The 15299-nt window shown below is 57.2% G+C and carries 19 protein-coding genes; 11 read left to right on the top strand and 8 right to left on the bottom strand.

Annotated elements, in window-relative coordinates; genetic code table 11:
* Positions 1-348 carry a hypothetical protein gene (locus tag PSV40_RS10410; protein ID WP_300537171.1) on the bottom strand — a complete coding sequence of 116 codons (348 nt, stop codon included), beginning with the start codon at positions 346-348 and terminating at the stop codon, positions 1-3.
* Complete coding sequence (locus tag PSV40_RS10405; protein WP_300537169.1) at positions 338-913, bottom strand: hypothetical protein; 576 nt, start codon at positions 911-913, stop codon at positions 338-340. Before PSV40_RS10405 ends, PSV40_RS10410 begins: the two co-directional genes overlap by 11 nt.
* A 358-nt stretch (positions 914-1271) precedes the next feature.
* On the opposite strand from PSV40_RS10405, the gene PSV40_RS10400 reads away from it, so the two are divergent.
* The 6 genes from PSV40_RS10400 to PSV40_RS22835 all read left to right on the top strand — a co-directional run bounded on the left by PSV40_RS10400 (position 1272) and on the right by PSV40_RS22835 (position 5549).
* Positions 1272-1397, top strand: a complete 126-nt coding sequence (locus PSV40_RS10400; RefSeq protein WP_300537167.1) for a hypothetical protein — start codon at positions 1272-1274, stop codon at positions 1395-1397.
* A 63-nt stretch (positions 1398-1460) separates the two neighbouring features.
* Positions 1461-1796 carry a glycine zipper domain-containing protein gene (locus PSV40_RS10395; RefSeq protein WP_300537165.1) on the top strand — a complete coding sequence of 112 codons (336 nt, stop codon included), beginning with the start codon at positions 1461-1463 and terminating at the stop codon, positions 1794-1796.
* A gap of 172 nt (positions 1797-1968) precedes the next feature.
* Positions 1969-2937: a DUF932 domain-containing protein gene (locus PSV40_RS10390; protein WP_300537163.1), complete on the top strand. Its 969-nt coding sequence runs from the start codon at positions 1969-1971 to the stop codon at positions 2935-2937.
* Positions 2938-3052: 115 nt separating this feature from the next.
* Positions 3053-4054: a lambda-exonuclease family protein gene (locus PSV40_RS10385; protein WP_300537162.1), complete on the top strand. Its 1002-nt coding sequence runs from the start codon at positions 3053-3055 to the stop codon at positions 4052-4054.
* A gap of 110 nt (positions 4055-4164) precedes the next feature.
* The gene (locus PSV40_RS10380) at positions 4165-5085 is read left to right on the top strand and encodes a hydrolase or metal-binding protein (protein ID WP_300537160.1); all 921 of its coding nucleotides are present in this window, start codon (positions 4165-4167) and stop codon (positions 5083-5085) included.
* Positions 5082-5549 (top strand): thermonuclease family protein, encoded by a 468-nt coding sequence (locus PSV40_RS22835; protein WP_366915005.1) that lies wholly within the window; start codon positions 5082-5084, stop codon positions 5547-5549. The genes PSV40_RS10380 and PSV40_RS22835 overlap by 4 nt, the downstream gene beginning before the upstream one ends.
* 190 nt (positions 5550-5739) lie before the next feature.
* Here the strand turns inward: PSV40_RS22835 and PSV40_RS10375 are convergent, their stop codons facing one another.
* The 3 genes from PSV40_RS10375 to PSV40_RS10365 are packed head-to-tail and all read right to left on the bottom strand — an operon-like array spanning position 5740 to position 10095.
* A complete protein-coding gene (locus PSV40_RS10375; protein ID WP_300537158.1) occupies positions 5740-7725 on the bottom strand; it encodes a PAS domain S-box protein in 1986 nt (661 codons plus the stop codon).
* Between the two features lie 19 nt (positions 7726-7744).
* The gene (locus PSV40_RS10370) at positions 7745-8446 is read right to left on the bottom strand and encodes a response regulator (protein WP_300537156.1); all 702 of its coding nucleotides are present in this window, start codon (positions 8444-8446) and stop codon (positions 7745-7747) included.
* Positions 8443-10095, bottom strand: a complete 1653-nt coding sequence (locus PSV40_RS10365) for a PAS domain-containing hybrid sensor histidine kinase/response regulator (RefSeq protein WP_300537154.1) — start codon at positions 10093-10095, stop codon at positions 8443-8445. The genes PSV40_RS10370 and PSV40_RS10365 overlap by 4 nt, the downstream gene beginning before the upstream one ends.
* A 178-nt stretch (positions 10096-10273) precedes the next feature.
* Between PSV40_RS10365 and PSV40_RS10360 the strand changes: the two genes are divergently transcribed.
* Entirely contained in the window at positions 10274-10753 is a 480-nt protein-coding gene (locus tag PSV40_RS10360) for a hypothetical protein (protein WP_366914999.1), read from the top strand.
* Positions 10754-10763: 10 nt separating this feature from the next.
* On the opposite strand, the gene PSV40_RS10355 is transcribed toward PSV40_RS10360, so the two are convergent.
* Positions 10764-11084 carry a helix-turn-helix transcriptional regulator gene (locus PSV40_RS10355; RefSeq protein WP_300537152.1) on the bottom strand — a complete coding sequence of 107 codons (321 nt, stop codon included), beginning with the start codon at positions 11082-11084 and terminating at the stop codon, positions 10764-10766.
* Between the two features lie 244 nt (positions 11085-11328).
* Between PSV40_RS10355 and PSV40_RS10350 the strand changes: the two genes are divergently transcribed.
* The 4 genes from PSV40_RS10350 to PSV40_RS10335 all read left to right on the top strand — a co-directional run bounded on the left by PSV40_RS10350 (position 11329) and on the right by PSV40_RS10335 (position 13755).
* Positions 11329-11772, top strand: coding sequence for a hypothetical protein (locus PSV40_RS10350; protein WP_300537151.1), 444 nt, complete (start codon positions 11329-11331; stop codon positions 11770-11772).
* Positions 11773-11841: 69 nt separating this feature from the next.
* Positions 11842-12177 (top strand): hypothetical protein, encoded by a 336-nt coding sequence (locus PSV40_RS10345; RefSeq protein WP_300537149.1) that lies wholly within the window; start codon positions 11842-11844, stop codon positions 12175-12177.
* A gap of 92 nt (positions 12178-12269) precedes the next feature.
* Positions 12270-12611, top strand: coding sequence for a hypothetical protein (locus tag PSV40_RS10340; protein ID WP_300537147.1), 342 nt, complete (start codon positions 12270-12272; stop codon positions 12609-12611).
* Between the two features lie 7 nt (positions 12612-12618).
* On the top strand, positions 12619-13755 hold the full coding sequence (locus PSV40_RS10335; protein WP_300537145.1) for a J domain-containing protein: 1137 nt from the start codon (positions 12619-12621) through the stop codon (positions 13753-13755).
* 313 nt (positions 13756-14068) lie between these two features.
* On the opposite strand, the gene PSV40_RS10330 is transcribed toward PSV40_RS10335, so the two are convergent.
* Positions 14069-14548: a hypothetical protein gene (locus tag PSV40_RS10330; protein WP_300537143.1), complete on the bottom strand. Its 480-nt coding sequence runs from the start codon at positions 14546-14548 to the stop codon at positions 14069-14071.
* A 62-nt stretch (positions 14549-14610) separates the two neighbouring features.
* Positions 14611-15261, bottom strand: coding sequence for an EcsC family protein (locus PSV40_RS10325; RefSeq protein WP_300537142.1), 651 nt, complete (start codon positions 15259-15261; stop codon positions 14611-14613).
* Positions 15262-15299: the final 38 nt, after the last annotated feature.

Genomic DNA, 15299 nt, shown 5'->3' with positions numbered 1-15299 from the left:
TCAGTCCAGCTTCAAATCAACCAAGGACGAATCCGAAAAGACAATATGAACCGTGGCCGAGGCAACCCCGGAATTGCGTTTTAGATGCCTGAGCACCCGTTCCGATGGGTTGGCGAGAAACCCAATAGGCTTGGCGTCTTTGCTAACCAACACCTCACCGGTAACGACGTGCCTCAACAGTACCGCTTCACCGGCAGCGACTTTTTCTGAGGCATACGTTTGCGCTCGACAGACCTGTTTGATCGGCTTGTCGGCCAAAGAAACCCAGTCCTGGCTGGCGCGGCGCGCCTCAGCGCTGTATGCCTTCCGATGTTTGGTGACCGTATTACGGATGAAATCAATGCCCATAAGTCATTCCCTTCAAAATAGGAAAGTAAAACTTCGTCTTGCTCACTTTGCGCCGCGCTAGAAGACCAAGGTCTTCAAGCGCGGCCAAGCGGTTATTCCACACAGTGACTTGGGTGTTGTCCCTTGCTAACTGGTGGACCGCCTTGGCATCGGCTTCGCCGCTGTCTAGGACAAGCCGGAGCGTCAATGCCATTTTTTCTTCGAGTTGCCCATAAACGATGGGATCTTTGAGGTTATTTTTTAGAAGCCGTGCGCAGATAAACGGCTGCTTGCTGGTATCGGCCACAAGCCTTATCTCATCGAGCGTCACCTCGTCTACGTTGCCCACAATTCCAACGCAGCCACTTTCCCGCAGCCATTTCCACATTGGGACTAGCAGTTCGCGGATTGCGCTCGCGGTACAGATTTGCATTTGACTGAAATCCACCACGACGAGTTGGCCAGGAGACAGGGCCGGAATTGCAGCCCTCAATAACAGGAATGCGGCTTCGCCTCCTTTTGCCCCCGCAAGAATGGGCATAGGTAGGACGGTTGAAAGCTGGACTTGAATTATTTGTTCATTCATATTTGTGAGTGAATATAAGGCATGGGCGCGGGGCTGTCAACACCCGGCCTGGTCAGACACAAAAAAGGCATGCAGTGGCTGGCAAGTGGTAATCCATTTTTTTTCAACCACATATGACGTAGATGTGTCAGTGCCTCACATCTCGGCTATTCCCCTGTGTTGGCCGGAGCAACTGTCCGTAGCCGGCTCTTTGGCGCGTCGCACCATTGCAATGGTTGGTGACCGCAACGCCTGAGCGCATGAATGATGTCCGGCTTGGCTCATAGCCGAGTCGGGCTTTATGCCGTAGACGCCTGCTCACCAGTAGTAACTTTCCATCCAAAAGGGCCTTTCCTTAACTATTAAACAAGGAGCAATCATGACCCCTAACAACTCTCCCCTTGAGTTCCTCTGCGCTTTTGCCATCGTCTTTGCAGCCGGTGTTGTGTCCGTTCTGGGGATGGCCCGTTACATCGACAAAGTCAGAAGGGAGGCCCAACGCTGACCTCCAGCACCGAAATTCCACTCTTTCAATCCGCTTTCTTTAACCTTCATAAAGGAAATCAAAGTGACATTTCTTCAATGTCCACAATGTCAATCGACACGCATCAAGACCAAAAACACTGCAAAAAAAGCCGGCGGCACCCTTGGCGCGCTTGCCGGCGCAGCCAGTGGAGCCGCTGGAGCACTCAGAGGCGCCAGCCTGGGATTGGCGGTCGGTACTCTGGCCGGTCCAGCGGGCTCCCTGTTCGGAACGATTGCTGGCGCTACTTTAGGCGCTCTCTTTGGAGCGGCCTTCGGCTGTGAAATTGGCGCCGCCGTTGGCGAGGTGGTGGACCGCAATATCTTGGACAACTGCTGCTGCAGCGATTGCGGACACACCTTCAGCGAGAAACGCCCTTAGGGGCTGAACCTTTCGCTTCCTTCATCCGGTCTGCCCCCAGCAGATCAAGCCGCTGATCCATCACCGGCATCCCATTCCCCTTTAGTTTTATCCATCAACTCGGGCCAGCCCGCTTTCTGCTTTTCGACGCAGAGGCGCTGTCACGCCCAAACCAACTGAAAGAAATCATCACATGGCACACCAACTTGAAAAAATAGCCTACACCGGCGAAACCCCCTGGCACCAGCTCGGCAACAAACTCCCAGCCAAACAGCCCATTGAGATCTGGGCAGAAAAAGCCGGCATGGACTGGACCATCTGCGAAACACCGGTCCGCTACATGACCGAGCAGGCCGGCTCACTCGGCTCCATCATGTCGTTCGACGACCAAAAGGTGCTGTACCGCAGCGATACCAGGGCGCCACTTTCCGTGGTCGGCGGGCGCTACCAGGTGGTCCAACCCAAAGCAGTTCTGGAGTTCTACCGCGATCTGACCGAAGTTTCAGGCTTCGAGCTCGAAACCGCTGGCGTTCTCAAAGAAGGCAAGAAGTTCTGGGCCCTGGCCCGTACCGGTAAACAGGCGGTGCTGAAAGGCAACGACGTTGTGAAGGGGTACATCCTGCTGGCTACGTCCTGCGACGGCACGCTCGCCACGACGGCAACCCCGACAACCGTTCGGGTGGTCTGCAACAACACCCTGGCCATTGCCCTGAACGGCGCCAGCAGCGCCATCAAGGTGCCGCACAGCACCAGCTTTGATGCCCAAGCGGTCAAAAAGCAACTGGGCATTGCCGTGAGCCAGTGGGACAGCTTCATGTACAGCATGAAAACCCTGTCGGAGCGCAAAGTCAAAACCCATGAGTCCATGAACTACTTCCTCAAGGTCCTGTGCCAGACCGACGGCCACGTCGATCCGGCACTGGGCCTGACGAATGAGCGGGCCTTGAAAAAGGTGCAGGCGCTCTACGACGGCCATGGGCGGGGCGCAGAACTGTCTGCCGCCAGCGGCACGGCCTGGGGATTGCTCAGCGCGGTTACTGAGTTTGTGGACCACGAGAAACGAGCCCGGAGCCAGGAGTACCGACTCGACAGCGCCTGGTTCGGTCAAGGGGCCAACCTCAAGCAACGCGCACTTGACTACGCGCTGCAACTGGCAGCCTGAACAGGCAATTTGCTGACCTCTGTCCATCGGCGAACGCCAGCATAAACCCCGGTTCCTCTTCGGAGGACCGGGGTTTTGTTTTGGGCGAGCCATCAACCAAACGAAAGGAGTTGCCATGAGCAACGTAGCGACGGCTGACAAGCCTATCAAGTCGCGGCCAGCTTTGAAGCTGGTCAAGACCAACGAACTCAGCCGGGATGACTGGCTGACGGTTCGCAAGGGCGGTATCGGCAGCTCTGATGCTGGTGCAGCGGTGGGCCTGAACCCCTACAAATCCCCGCTTGAGCTGTGGATGGAAAAAACCGGTAGAGATGCCGGTTTACCCAAGACAGACCCCAACGACGAAACCAGCCCGATGTACTGGGGCACCTTGCTGGAGCCCATCGTGGCGGCGCATTACACCAAGCGCACCGGGAACAGGGTCAGGCGGGTCAACGCGGTCCTGCAGCACCCCAGTGAGCCCTGGATGCGTGCCAACCTGGATCGGGAGATCGTGGGGGCTTCTGACGTTCAGATCCTGGAGTGCAAGACGGCAGGGATGAATGGCGCCCGGCTCTGGAAAGAGGGCGTCCCTGAGTACGTCCAGCTCCAGGTCATGCACCAGCTCGCCGTGACGGGCAAGCAGGCGGCTGACGTGGCGGTCCTCATCTGTGGCCAGGAGCTGCAGGTGCACCGGATTGAGCGGGACGACACCATGATCGCCCAGCTGATCGATCTGGAGCGTCATTTCTGGCGCTTCGTCGAACTGGATATCGCACCTCCCGCTGACGGCTCGGATTCTGCAGATGTGGCCCTACGGACGCTGTATCCGAACGACACCGGGCAGAGCCTGGATCTGACCGATGACCTGGAGCTGTCGGCAGTGTTCTCGGACCTGCTGGCTGTCAGGCAATCGCTGACGACCCAAACCCGGCTGGAAGCCCAACTCAAGCAGCGCATCCAGCAACGCATGGGGGAGGCCACCAAGGCTGCGTTCGACGGCGGGGAGGTGAGTTGGAAACGCAGCAAGGACAGCGTCGTGCTGGACCTTGAAACGCTGTTGAAAGACCAGCCTGACTTGCCGCAGCGCTATCCCCAATCCAAGCCGGGTTCACGGCGATTTCTTGTGAACGTGTAAACCCGCGCCCCATTCCGCTGGGGCTTTTATGGCCTGCCCCTATGCGGAGGGAAGGGGGCAGGCCTTGGACAAATCAAACCAACCAAATCAACCCACCAGAAGGAAACAATATGCTTAAAGGATTGGCTCTCACGCCACCGGTCGTCGGCCGGATATCAATCGGCAAGGTCGTAGAAAGGGACGGCCGCCGTCTTCCAGAAAAGGACGATGAATTCACCGTCACCAGCCAGGTGCAAAACCCGGATGGATGGGTGAACCATCCAGTAGATCAAACCTTGCGAAAAGCACCCGACGCAAAGCTTCGCTGCATACCGGTCAGGTTGTTGTTCAACGACCCGGACCTCAATCTGCGTGCCAACTACAGCATGTTCGACCGTAAGACTGGTCGGCCGCTGTGTGTCGGTAACGGAGAGACTTGTCGTCGGGTAACTTCAAAAGGCATGGAAACACTGCCTTGCTTTTCACCGGACGGCTGCGAGCTGGCCGTAGGGGGAAATTGCAAGCCCTGCGGACGGCTGAATGTGCGTATCGGTGATGAGGACGAACTGGGAAGCTTCATCTTCCGCACCACGGGCTACAACAGCATTCGCACGCTCTCGACCAGGCTCAAGTATTTCCACGCAGTATCGGGCGGCTTGCTGTCCACACTGCCGCTGGAACTGCGCCTGCGGGGTAAGTCCACGACTCAATCGCATAGGGCACCCATCTACTACGTCGATTTGACGGTGCGAACCGGCATGACGCTAGCGGAGGCGATTGCCGGTGCCAGGGCTGAAGACGGACACCGCAAGGGTGCTGGTTTTGATCAGGCGGCGTTAGAAGACGCTGCCCGGCAGGGGTTTGCCAATGGTGCCTTCGAGGAATCGGAGGAGGAGGGTGTGGATCTGATGGAGGAGTTCTATCCAGATGAATGGGGTAATAGCCAACAAGGTAATTCGATGGAGCGAAGGAAAAAGCCCGACTTGGTGGAAAAGTTGCATAACAAGGTGGCAAACCTCAACGGGGCTGAAGGAACAGCCACTGCGTTCTGATCGAACCCAAGCAGATCTTTGCATCTATCTGCTGGCATCTTACGGTAGAGATCGACGGGAAAAAGATCGACCGCTACGGTCGTCTGGTGGGAAAAGTTTTGGTAGGTGGGCGTGATGCCAATCTAAGTCAAATAGAAGCAGGAATGGCTTGGCATTACAAGCAATACCAACGCGAACAGTCTGTGGCAGACCGAGTAATATATTCCGAGGCTGAAACGAAAGCTGCAAGCAGCAAGCAAGGTCTTTGGATAGAAAATAACCCTGTCGCTCCTTGGGACTGGCGCAAAGATCGCAGCGATAAAAGTAAGCCTGGGCAAACCAGATGGATCCGCCTGAATCCCCGACTGTGCAACTTGTGGGAGCAGAAGCCGTCGTGTCGGTCACGGACAACGGAATCGGCATCCCGACGCATATGCTCTCACATGTCTTTGAGATGTTCACGCAGGTTGACGGCGTGCAGATAGTCCGGCCAAAGTTCAAACTGAACCATCACCGCTGCTGGACGGGAATAGTCGGCTATCAAAAAAGGAGCTATTCAAAAGCTAGGCGGCCTCGCCCTCCGGAACGGCCAACCGCCCGGCCACTTCGTCTTTGGTCAGTACAGAAGGAACCGCCGAACCCGTGTGGGACAGTTGATGTTGTCGAGGCGCAGTTCTAGGCGGGCGCGCCGCCCAGCGTGAAATAAAACGTGGCGCCCTGGTGCGGGGCGGACTCGGCCCAGACCTTGCCGCCGTGGCGCGTTATGATTCTGTACACGGTGGCCAGGCCAATGCCTGTTCCTTCAAACTCCGAGGCGGTGTGAAAGCGCTGGAAAGCGCTAAAAAGCTTCTCTGAATAGGCCATGTCAAAGCCGGCGCCGTTGTCCCGCACGGCATAAACCCACGCACCATCGGTACCCATTTCCCGCTTGAACGAGACCAGGGGTTGCTTCTGTTTGCCACTGAACTTCCAGGCATTGCCCAGCAGATTGTCAAGAACCTGCCGCAGCAGGCGCGGGTCACCCTGGACCACCAGTCCCGGCTGAATAGCCAGTTGCGCCACCCGGTCGGGATCGCGCTCCCGGTAAGCGTTGAGTACCGTTTCGGCCATCGCGCTGAGATCAACGCTTTCCCAGCCCAAGCTGGTCCGCGAAACCTGGGCCAGCGACAACAAGGCGTCAATCAACTCGCCCATCTGCACGACCCCGGCGCGGATACGGGCGAGGTAGTGTTTGCCGCGGTCACTCACCGCACAAGCATCGATTTCTTTGCTTAGCAGGTCGCCAAATCCGTTGATGGTGCTGAGGGGCGAGCGCAGGTCGTGTGACACGGAGTAGGAAAAAGCCTCCAGTTCCTGGTTGGCCATTTGCAGCTGCGCCGTACGGCGACGTACACGATCTTCAAGTTCAGTATTAAGGCGCACAATTTCTTCCTGGGCCTGCTTGCGTTCGGTGATGTCGCGCGTGATACCCAATAGGGCGGCGACTTCGCCGCGCTCGTCGCGCAGCGGCACGGCATGTGTGTCAAGTGTGTGCCGGGTGCCCTTTAATCCGATGATGTCAAACTCCAGCATGCCGGATTCGCCTTGAAAGGTTTTTCGCAACAAGGCGCTGAACGCAGCCCGGTGCTCCTCAACGATGACGCTGTTGATTCCCTCGTTTTGCACCTGCAGGAACGAGTCTGCCTCGATCATCCGCAGGCCGGCGGGGTTCATTTCCAGGATCAGGCCGTCCTTGTCGACCACCTTCACGCATTCCGGCTCATTGTCGATAATGGCGCGCAGCCGGGCCTCGCGCTCGCGCAAGGCGGCCTCGGACTGCAGGCGCTCGGTGATGTCGCGGCCGATGCCCTGCACTTCGATGCGGCCGCCGCTGAGCTCGCTGGAGAAGCCCGTGAACTCGACATCTCGGAATCCTCCCGCGACCGTCCGCACGCGCAGCACGAAGGTCGGCGCGGGCTCCCCGCCCAGCACCAGTCGGAATAGCTCGCCGGCGAGGGTCTGGTCGTCCGGATGGAGGAGATCTTTAAACGGCCGCCCGAGCCACTGGGCCCGCGGCCAGCCGGTGATCGTTTCGAACCCGCGGTTGAGCGTCACGATGGCGCCCATCGGCGCGAGCGAAAAAATGACGTCGGGTGCGCGCTCGAATAGCAGGCGGTAACGCTCCTCGCTCGCGCGCAGCGCTTCAGTTTGCGTCTGGAGTTCCGTGTTCTTCTCCTCCAGCTTGGACACCAGCCGCTCGCTGTACTCCATGAGCACCTCGGCTTCCTTCATCGCCTTGGGTTGCGGCGCGGCATGACCCATGGCTTTGACCTCGTGCACTGCGGCGACGATGGTTTCAAGGGAGACGGGCCTCCTAAGGTATTTGTCCGCGCGCACGTCGCGCACCAGTTTCTCGTCTTCAACAGAGGTGTAGGTGGACGTGCAGAGGATGATTGGCAGGTCGTGCAGGCGCGCGTGCTTGCGGATTTCGTAGCAGAGGCGGTAGCCGTCCATTTCCGGCATGAAGATGTCGGAGATGAGCACGTCCACGCGCTGACGCTCCAGCAGAGCGAGCGCGTCCACGCCGTTGGGGGCCTCGAAGACCGCGTAGCCTTCGGCTTCGAGCTGCGCACGGAGCAGCTTCAGGTTTATGGGGTTGTCGTCAACGATGAGGATGTTCATGGTGCGTCTCTCTCGCCTGCTAGCTGACCGGGTCGCCTCCCTCGGCGACGGCTGTGAGTTGGCCGGACAATTCACGTGTGTCGAGCGGCTTCAGAAGGTAGGCATCGCACCCGGCAGCCAGGGCGGCGGCCTTCGGATATTGTTCGGGATAGCAGGTGACAGCGACGACGGAGATGTCGCGAGTGTCAGGGTCGGCCTCGAGCTTGCCGACCAGCGCAAGACCGTCCATGCCCGGTAGATCGAGGTCGAGGAGGATGGGCTGCGGACGGTCTTGTTTGATTGCGCTGAGGGCCTGCTCGGCAGCCTCGACCGCACTGACATCATGCCCTGCGGTGCTCAGAACAGAACGACATTCGCGAGCCAGAAATCCGGCCACCTGGTCGGGCAGCTTGCGCGTTTCAATGGGCTTGGTGATGTAGCCGTCGCAACCGGCGTCGAACGCCTTCTGGTCGTCGCCTTTCATGGCGAAGGCCGTGAGCGCGACGATGCGGATGCCGCGGGTGCGCTCCTCGGCCTTGAGTTTTCGCGTGAGCGTGAGTCCGTCCATGCCAGGCAGCGCGATGTCCATAAGGATGAGGTCGGGCAGGGTGGCGGCGAGGACGACCTGCGCCTCCTCGGCATCCACCGCCTTGAGGATATCGTAGCCCTCGAACTCGAGCACATCGGAGACGAGCTTGAGATTGGTGGGGTTGTCGTCCACGACGAGGATTTTTGCGCTCATGCCGTCTCCTGTCCCATCATCACCGGCAGGACGACGGTGAACACACTGCCCTTGCCCTGCTCGCTCTCTACGCCGATGTGCCCGCCCTGAAACTCGACGATCTTCTTGGTCAGCGCCAGGCCAAGTCCCGTGCCCTCAAAGCGCCGCGCGATGCCGGAATCCAGTTGCTCGAACTCGGCGAAGAGCCGGTTGATGTCCTCCGCCTTGATGCCGATGCCGGTGTCGCGAACTTGCACTTCGAGCCGGTACGGTTCTAGGCGGCGCACGTGGATGTCCACCTGGCCGCCTTCGTCCGAAAACTTCACCGCGTTGGACAGCAGGTTGTAGAGCACCTGCTTGAACTTGTGCTGGTCGAGCGTAACGGCGTCGAGTCCGTCGCTCACCTCAATGCCCACAGCAATACGCTTCTTTTGGGCGATGCTTTTGATGACCGTGGCGACTTCCTCGACGGCCTTGCGCACGGGAAAGGTCTCTGGGTGCAGCTCCATCTTGCCGGCCTCGACCTTGGCGATGTCGAGCACGTCGTTGATGAGCTGGAGCAGGTGGCGCGCGCTGTTGAGCACATCGCCCAGATACTCCTTCTGCTTGGGGCGGAGCGGGCCAGGCTTTTCGTCAATCAGGAACTCGGTGAAGCCGATGATGCCGTTGAGCGGTGTGCGCAGCTCGTGCGACATGTTGGCGAGGAACTCGCTCTTCATGCGGCTGGCATACTCCAGCTCTATGGCCTGCTTGCGCGCGGTGTTGTCGGTGCCGATCAGCAGATAACCGATAATTACGTTTTGAGCATCGCGCAGTGCCGTGACCGACACGAGCGCCGGAAAGCGACTTCCGTCTTTGCGGAAGTAAGTCAGCTCGTAAATATCTTCGATGCCGCGCGCGGCTTTGAAGACCAGCGCCTCAAAGCCCGGTGTAATCTGGGTTTTGAGCTCGACGCTCAACGCCTTGGCCCGCGCGATCACTTCCTGCGGATCGGAGATGTCGGCCGGCGTGATCTTGTTCATCACTTCGGCGGCCGTGTAGCCCAGCATGCGCTCGGCGCCGACGTTGAAAATTTGAATGACGCCCTTTGCGTCGGTGGCGATACTTGAGAAGTTGGCGCTGTTGAAAATCGCGCTCTGTAGGGCGCCTGCCTGAAGCAGCGCCTCTTCCGCCTGCTGGCGCGCGGTGTTGTCAGTGCCGATCAGCAGATAGCCGATGATGGCGTCCTGCGCGTCCCGCAGTGCCGTCACCGACACCACCGCCCCAAAGCGGCTGCCGTCCTTGCGGATATAGGTCAGCTCGTAGATGTCCTCGATCCCGCGCGAGGCCTTGAACACCAATGCCTCGAAGCCTGGTGTAATGGGGGTGCCGAGCTCGAGGCTCAAGTCCGCTGCCCGCGCGATCAATTCTTTCGGATCGGAAATATCGGCCGGGGTGATCTTGTTCATCACTTCGGCGGCCGTGTAGCCCAGCATGCGCTCGGCGCCGACGTTGAAAATTTGAATGACGCCCTTTGCGTCGGTGGCGATACTTGAGAAGTTGGCGCTGTTGAAAATCGCGCTCTGCAGAGCACCCGTCTTGAGCAGTGTTTCTTGGCGCCGAAATTCCGTGACGCCGTCAGGGCCACCCTGCTTTTCGGTAGTGTCATCACCAGAATGGGTTGTTGGCATTAGCTCTTTCGTTCGAACAATCACGCCAGTGGGTAGCGCCCCGACTCTGTTTCACAAAGACATCACTAGAAACTTATGCTTACATATTAGCGCATTGGCCTTGCCTTGCCTTGCATCGCAAACCCTTCCCTTTTACAAGCGTACCTCAGGATGAACGCTTGGACGCCGGGCGAGTGCTATGAGCGGAGATTTCCTGAAGTTGGGCAGCTTTATCTTCCGCACCACGGGTTACAACAGCATTCGCACGCTTTCGACCAGGCTCAAGTATTTCCACGCGGTATCGGGCGGCTTGCTGTCCACACTGCCGCTGGAACTGCGCCTGCGGGGGAAGTCCACCACCCAGTCGCACAGGGCGCCTATCTACTACGTCGATTTAACCGTGCAATCCGGCATGACGCTGGCAGAGGCGATTGCCGGTGCCAGGGCTGAAGACGGACACCGCAAAGGTGCGGGCTTTGATCAGGTGGCTCTGGAAGACGCTGCTCGACAGGGTTTTGCCAATGGCGCCTTCGAGGAATCGGAGGAGGAGGGCGCGGATCTGGTGGACGAGTTCTACCCGGCAGGAGAGGGGGACCCGGCAGCTGCCAAATCGGCCGCAACCGTCAAGACGATGCGTTTGCAGGACAAGCTGGGTCAGAAAGCGGCGGAAATGGCTTAATCCCAGGTGCCTAAGCCCGTCCCTTTGACTTGCGTGCTGAGGTGTACGGGCGGATCGTTCTGGGCGCGCGAGTAAGGGTTATGTCCAAACCGCGCTGCTCAGGAAGGCCTGGGTGCATCAGCTCGTGGGCTGGTAGTCCCAAAGCCTTTGCAATCAAATCGATGTTGTCTACGGAAATGTTGCGTAGGCCGCGCTCCAGCGTGCCAACGAAAGTTCGGTCCAGGCCAGCTTCGGCTGCCAAGCGTTCCTGGGACATCCCCGCATCAATACGCATCAGCCGAATGTTGCGGGCAAACACCAGGCGAAGGGACTTTGGAACTGCTTTGGGCATGCCTCCTATGTTCGAAAGAAGAGGTGTTTAATACCACGGTGTTTGAAGCTCTTTAACTCTAGAATTGGAATTCCGTGCGAGCTGGACCTAGGTCAGGCTGATGGTCCCTTTCTGCCTCTCAATGGATTTACAACTAGTGTTTTTTATAAAAGGAGCATCAAACACATCTTCATAAATCTCAAGATGGCGTATTGGCCCGTAAAGGCCTGCGACGCTGACCGTACTTACCAACCAACAAAAACAGATGAAAAACGTATTCCTAACAGCTACCGGCGCTGTCGCCATCCTCGTCGGGCTCATCGCGCCGACATTCGCCCATGCCGTCGAGGGGCGATGGATCGAAAGTTTCGGTCAGGGAAATTATGAGTTCTTTGTCGACAAGCAAGGCCTGCGCCTGTACCTGGGCTGTGGCACTGAAGAGGGCTCCAGTTCTTACGTCGCACTCATTCAAATCGACCGCGGGCTTGAAATTCCGCGCTTCATGATCAAGGTCGATGGATTGACTTTCGATGCGCCTTTCGAGACCGCATCGCGCGTAGGGTCCAACAACTACCACGCGCTACTCCAGGCACTGCGCAGGGCACCGGCTACTGTCATTTATCAGGGCAAGACCGTTGTGTTCCCAGTCACAGGCGCAGCCAAGGCCATTCCCGCAGGGGTCAAGGCCACGATCTGCCGAACGTTTTGACTCCCGCAAACATTTTCCTTGCTACCGACCTCTCAGATTTTCTTTAACTTCATACCTCTATCCAACCCCATGAAAACAATTCCCAAGTTCATTCTCGCCATCTTGACCTTCGCCGCCGCTTCAATGGCCATGGCCTTTCCCACCACTGTGCGTCTCACCGCCAATCCTCAGTTCGTTAATGAAGGTCAGGAGGTCGTGATCCGTACCAATAAGGGCTCGGTGACTGCATCAACCGGCCCCGAGGGCAACCAGATCTACCAAGCGTTTACCCAAAAGGGCGCCGTCAAAGGCGCGTGCTTTATCTTGGAAACGGAAAGGGAAACTGACGTGGAATTCAACCTTAAAACTGACAAAAGCGGCGCCAGTAGCGCAAAGAAAGTGAACTGCACATCCGCCAAGCGCTAAGCGTCACGCTTGACCATTGTCGTGTGCAGTGCGACCTGATGGGCGCACTGCATTCGCCACCCCTAAACAGACGCCCAACAACACTCACTACCATGACCTCAACAGAAAATATCGCTCGCGCCTTGCCAATGGCCGTGGCCATCGCGGCGGCGCTGCTGCTGGCCGGGTGCTCCAGCAACGACAGCAAAATCTACGATTCCTTCAAATGCGCACGCGTCGCCGTCATGATGAATCGCCCTGCCGAGGCCAAGGTGGCTGCAGCGAAGGCAGAGCCCTACCTTGCCCAAATCAAGACGAGCGAGAGCCAGTACAGGTTGCTGCTGTCCCAGAAATTCACCGACGACTTGGAGCTTCACCGCTACGACAGGAACGTCGCAGCAAAGATCATCGCCAAAGCCTACGAGTCTGGCACCTGCCAAGCTCTTTACAACTGAGCCCCACATGACGAGCCGAACTCCTCACGATGTGCTTGGCGTGCGTCCAAATGCCTCTGGCGCAGAGATTGAACTGGCCTATAAGGGCAGAAGGACTCAGTACCATCCTGACAAGTACCAGGGGAGCGATGCCGAAACCCTTCAGTGGGCGACTGAGCAAATGCAGCAGGTCAATGCAGCCTATGCTGCGCTGTCTGGCAGCAAGGAGGAGGAGTTGGCATCGCGCCAGCAGCAGCAGCAGCAGACGGCAGCATCTTCCTATCGCCCAAATGCTGCTTCGGACGAGCAGCCGACCCTAGCTGAGGCGTTGCAGAAGTTCTGCTCCCGCTACACAACCTCGTCACGGGCGTATTTTGCGCCCAACATTCCGACAAAGAAGCTCAACGGTGCCCTGCAAAGCTATGGCGTAGGACTCCATCCGTCAGAGGTACTGTTGGTGATCGACACCACGGTATTCGGCGGGGCAAAGGAGGGGATGTTGGTGACTGAACAAGGCCTGAGGGTCAAGGAATTGGCCTCATCCTGCAGCTCCATCAAGTGGCAGCAAGTCCAACAGATCGAAGTCAACGGCAGTGACTTTTACATCAATGGCCGCAAGTTCGGGGATTGCACCATGGCCGACCCAGACGAGTTGGTGCGATTATTTTTTTGCATTCAGGATTATCTTGACCGTTTGCGGGCCATTAAAGAAGCGTCACCTGAAAACGCGAATCCAACGTCGCAACCGGTTGAAAAGGATGGAGAGTCCTCAGTAACGCTGAGAGAGTGCACCGAGATGTTCAGCATGGCCAAAGCACAACTTCTGGACCTTTGCGAAACGATCGTGCCGCTTGAGCAGCGGTTAGGCCAGGATCTCATCGATCGAGACGACGCAGTCAATTATTTCGGGGTTTTGGAGGAATGTATGCGCGATCCTGGCGGCATCCATTTCGCCTTCGTGACGCTGGGCGAGATTGCGATGTTGAGCCAATGCGCCGTGTCTTACCAAAACGATCCCAAAGGCGAGGTTCCAGCTGTCCTGCTGCAAGACAAAGACGATGATTCCCGCCTCGTTGCAGAGTTACGGGTGGTTTTGCAGACCATGGTGGAGGCCCGCGCAGGTGCGACACAGCAGGCCCGAACCAGTGACTTTTTTAAGCGCTGATGCGGGCGAACAGCGGGCTAACTGGTGGATGCATGCGCCGGTCAAGTTGACCACCCAGGGCCGGTAATTGATGACCATAAGGAAGGATATATCTGGTATTGTCAAAATGTCTAGGTTGGATGTGGGCATGCAACAGACTTTGCGCTGATCGCTATAAAGATCCCCGCTTTGCTGCGATTGCGGCAGTTGCACCACGACGAAAGCAGGCGTTTGATACGTCGCCCAGGATCAGGTTTAACGTAGAGGCGACCGCCGCCTTACGCCAAAAACGCGTGTAGCGTGTGGAGGTCGCAAGGTCCGTGATTACGATACTTTAGCCCTTATTCCAGTCCTCCCTTCCAGCACTCCTTCGAGGGATTCGATCACCAGCCATGACTCCAGCGGATAGCTGCTTCAACGCTGCATTAGGAAATGAGAGCAGAGCCTTGCCGATGCCAGATCGGTGCTTGTACTTCTCGAAAACCAGATTCCCCGGACCGTTGAACACCTCTTCAAAACGACCATCCCTATACAACTTGAATCCCAGCAAAAAGTCCGGTGTACCTTTGAACGTGAGACTATCGGCAAAAGTCGCCTTGATCTGAACTCGACGTCCAAGACTGGTGCCGTCATACAACGGCTGGGATACCACGTCTAGTTCAATGTCGTACTCCAACGCAGCAATGACTTCGCCAATGTCCCCGACTAATCGGCCATCGATTGTAAATCTGCGATTCGGGAACTGTTCCTTGAGGCCTTCGATGCCTTGGAAGATCAGTGCCAACGACTCCTTAATCGCTTGGTGCTTCGACATGAGCGCTCTCGTTTGAGTTCTGCGGTCTGCCAAAGGCAGTCCGTAGGAATTACGGGTTGGACTTACTTGACGACCCCGTCGATAAATGTATTCCGAGCCACGTTTCCGATGATATTGGTGGTCGAGGCATCTATAGTTCCTCCGATTATTCCTCCAAGGATAGGAACCATTTTCCCCATGTTCACCACACCCTTTTCACCGAACTTGGTTAGTAGCCGGAAACCAATCTTCTGGTTTATCGCGACGATTGTTTTGCCAGCTATATTTTCTATCGCTTTTGCTCCGATCTTCATTCCAACAACTAGCCCTGCGTCCTTCAAAATATCCTTAATTGCGTTTCCAGTGAGGCACGCATAGACGAGCGACCTGACTCGATCATCCTTGACGTTGTGTCCGCCCATGATCGCTATTGCGGCGATCATCCGAACTTGCACATACATCACTGAAGCGACGTTTGCAGGAATCGTGACGGGAAGCACGATCAACCCGCCAAGTCCAGATAAAAACCCCGAGGTACCTGCCTTTGTTACCTGCCATCGAATGAGGGAATTCACTTGTTCATTCAGAGTATCCGTACCCCTTGTGTACTCCGATGCCATTTCCTCTGCGGAATCGAGACCAGGAAAGCCCATAAGTGTCTTCTCATAGGCCCAGTTCAGTGCGGTAAGCACCTTTCCCTGGGGAGTTGCTTCTGGGGGTTCCTCGGCAGTCATGCATATTCCTAGTGTTGAAAATGGGGGGCAGGTCTTTT

Origin of the sequence: Polaromonas sp. (genome assembly GCF_029945925.1) — a bacterium.
Taxonomy (GTDB): domain Bacteria; phylum Pseudomonadota; class Gammaproteobacteria; order Burkholderiales; family Burkholderiaceae_C; genus Polaromonas.
This window is presented reverse-complemented; position numbering and strand designations above follow the sequence as displayed.

Excerpts from the sequence above, each read along its gene's own strand:
- PSV40_RS10410 (WP_300537171.1), bottom strand. The coding sequence starts at position 348 with ATGGGCATTGATTTCATCCGTAATACGGTCACCAAACATCGGAAGGCA.
- PSV40_RS10405 (WP_300537169.1), bottom strand. The coding sequence starts at position 913 with ATGAATGAACAAATAATTCAAGTCCAGCTTTCAACCGTCCTACCTATG.
- PSV40_RS10400 (WP_300537167.1), top strand. The coding sequence starts at position 1,272 with ATGACCCCTAACAACTCTCCCCTTGAGTTCCTCTGCGCTTTTGCCATC.
- PSV40_RS10390 (WP_300537163.1), top strand. The coding sequence starts at position 1,969 with ATGGCACACCAACTTGAAAAAATAGCCTACACCGGCGAAACCCCCTGG.
- PSV40_RS10385 (WP_300537162.1), top strand. The coding sequence starts at position 3,053 with ATGAGCAACGTAGCGACGGCTGACAAGCCTATCAAGTCGCGGCCAGCT.
- PSV40_RS10380 (WP_300537160.1), top strand. The coding sequence starts at position 4,165 with ATGCTTAAAGGATTGGCTCTCACGCCACCGGTCGTCGGCCGGATATCA.
- PSV40_RS10375 (WP_300537158.1), bottom strand. The coding sequence starts at position 7,725 with ATGAACATCCTCATCGTTGACGACAACCCCATAAACCTGAAGCTGCTC.
- PSV40_RS10370 (WP_300537156.1), bottom strand. The coding sequence starts at position 8,446 with ATGAGCGCAAAAATCCTCGTCGTGGACGACAACCCCACCAATCTCAAG.
- PSV40_RS10365 (WP_300537154.1), bottom strand. The coding sequence starts at position 10,095 with ATGCCAACAACCCATTCTGGTGATGACACTACCGAAAAGCAGGGTGGC.
- PSV40_RS10360 (WP_366914999.1), top strand. The coding sequence starts at position 10,274 with ATGAGCGGAGATTTCCTGAAGTTGGGCAGCTTTATCTTCCGCACCACG.
- PSV40_RS10355 (WP_300537152.1), bottom strand. The coding sequence starts at position 11,084 with ATGCCCAAAGCAGTTCCAAAGTCCCTTCGCCTGGTGTTTGCCCGCAAC.
- PSV40_RS10350 (WP_300537151.1), top strand. The coding sequence starts at position 11,329 with ATGAAAAACGTATTCCTAACAGCTACCGGCGCTGTCGCCATCCTCGTC.
- PSV40_RS10345 (WP_300537149.1), top strand. The coding sequence starts at position 11,842 with ATGAAAACAATTCCCAAGTTCATTCTCGCCATCTTGACCTTCGCCGCC.
- PSV40_RS10340 (WP_300537147.1), top strand. The coding sequence starts at position 12,270 with ATGACCTCAACAGAAAATATCGCTCGCGCCTTGCCAATGGCCGTGGCC.
- PSV40_RS10335 (WP_300537145.1), top strand. The coding sequence starts at position 12,619 with ATGACGAGCCGAACTCCTCACGATGTGCTTGGCGTGCGTCCAAATGCC.
- PSV40_RS10330 (WP_300537143.1), bottom strand. The coding sequence starts at position 14,548 with ATGTCGAAGCACCAAGCGATTAAGGAGTCGTTGGCACTGATCTTCCAA.
- PSV40_RS10325 (WP_300537142.1), bottom strand. The coding sequence starts at position 15,261 with ATGACTGCCGAGGAACCCCCAGAAGCAACTCCCCAGGGAAAGGTGCTT.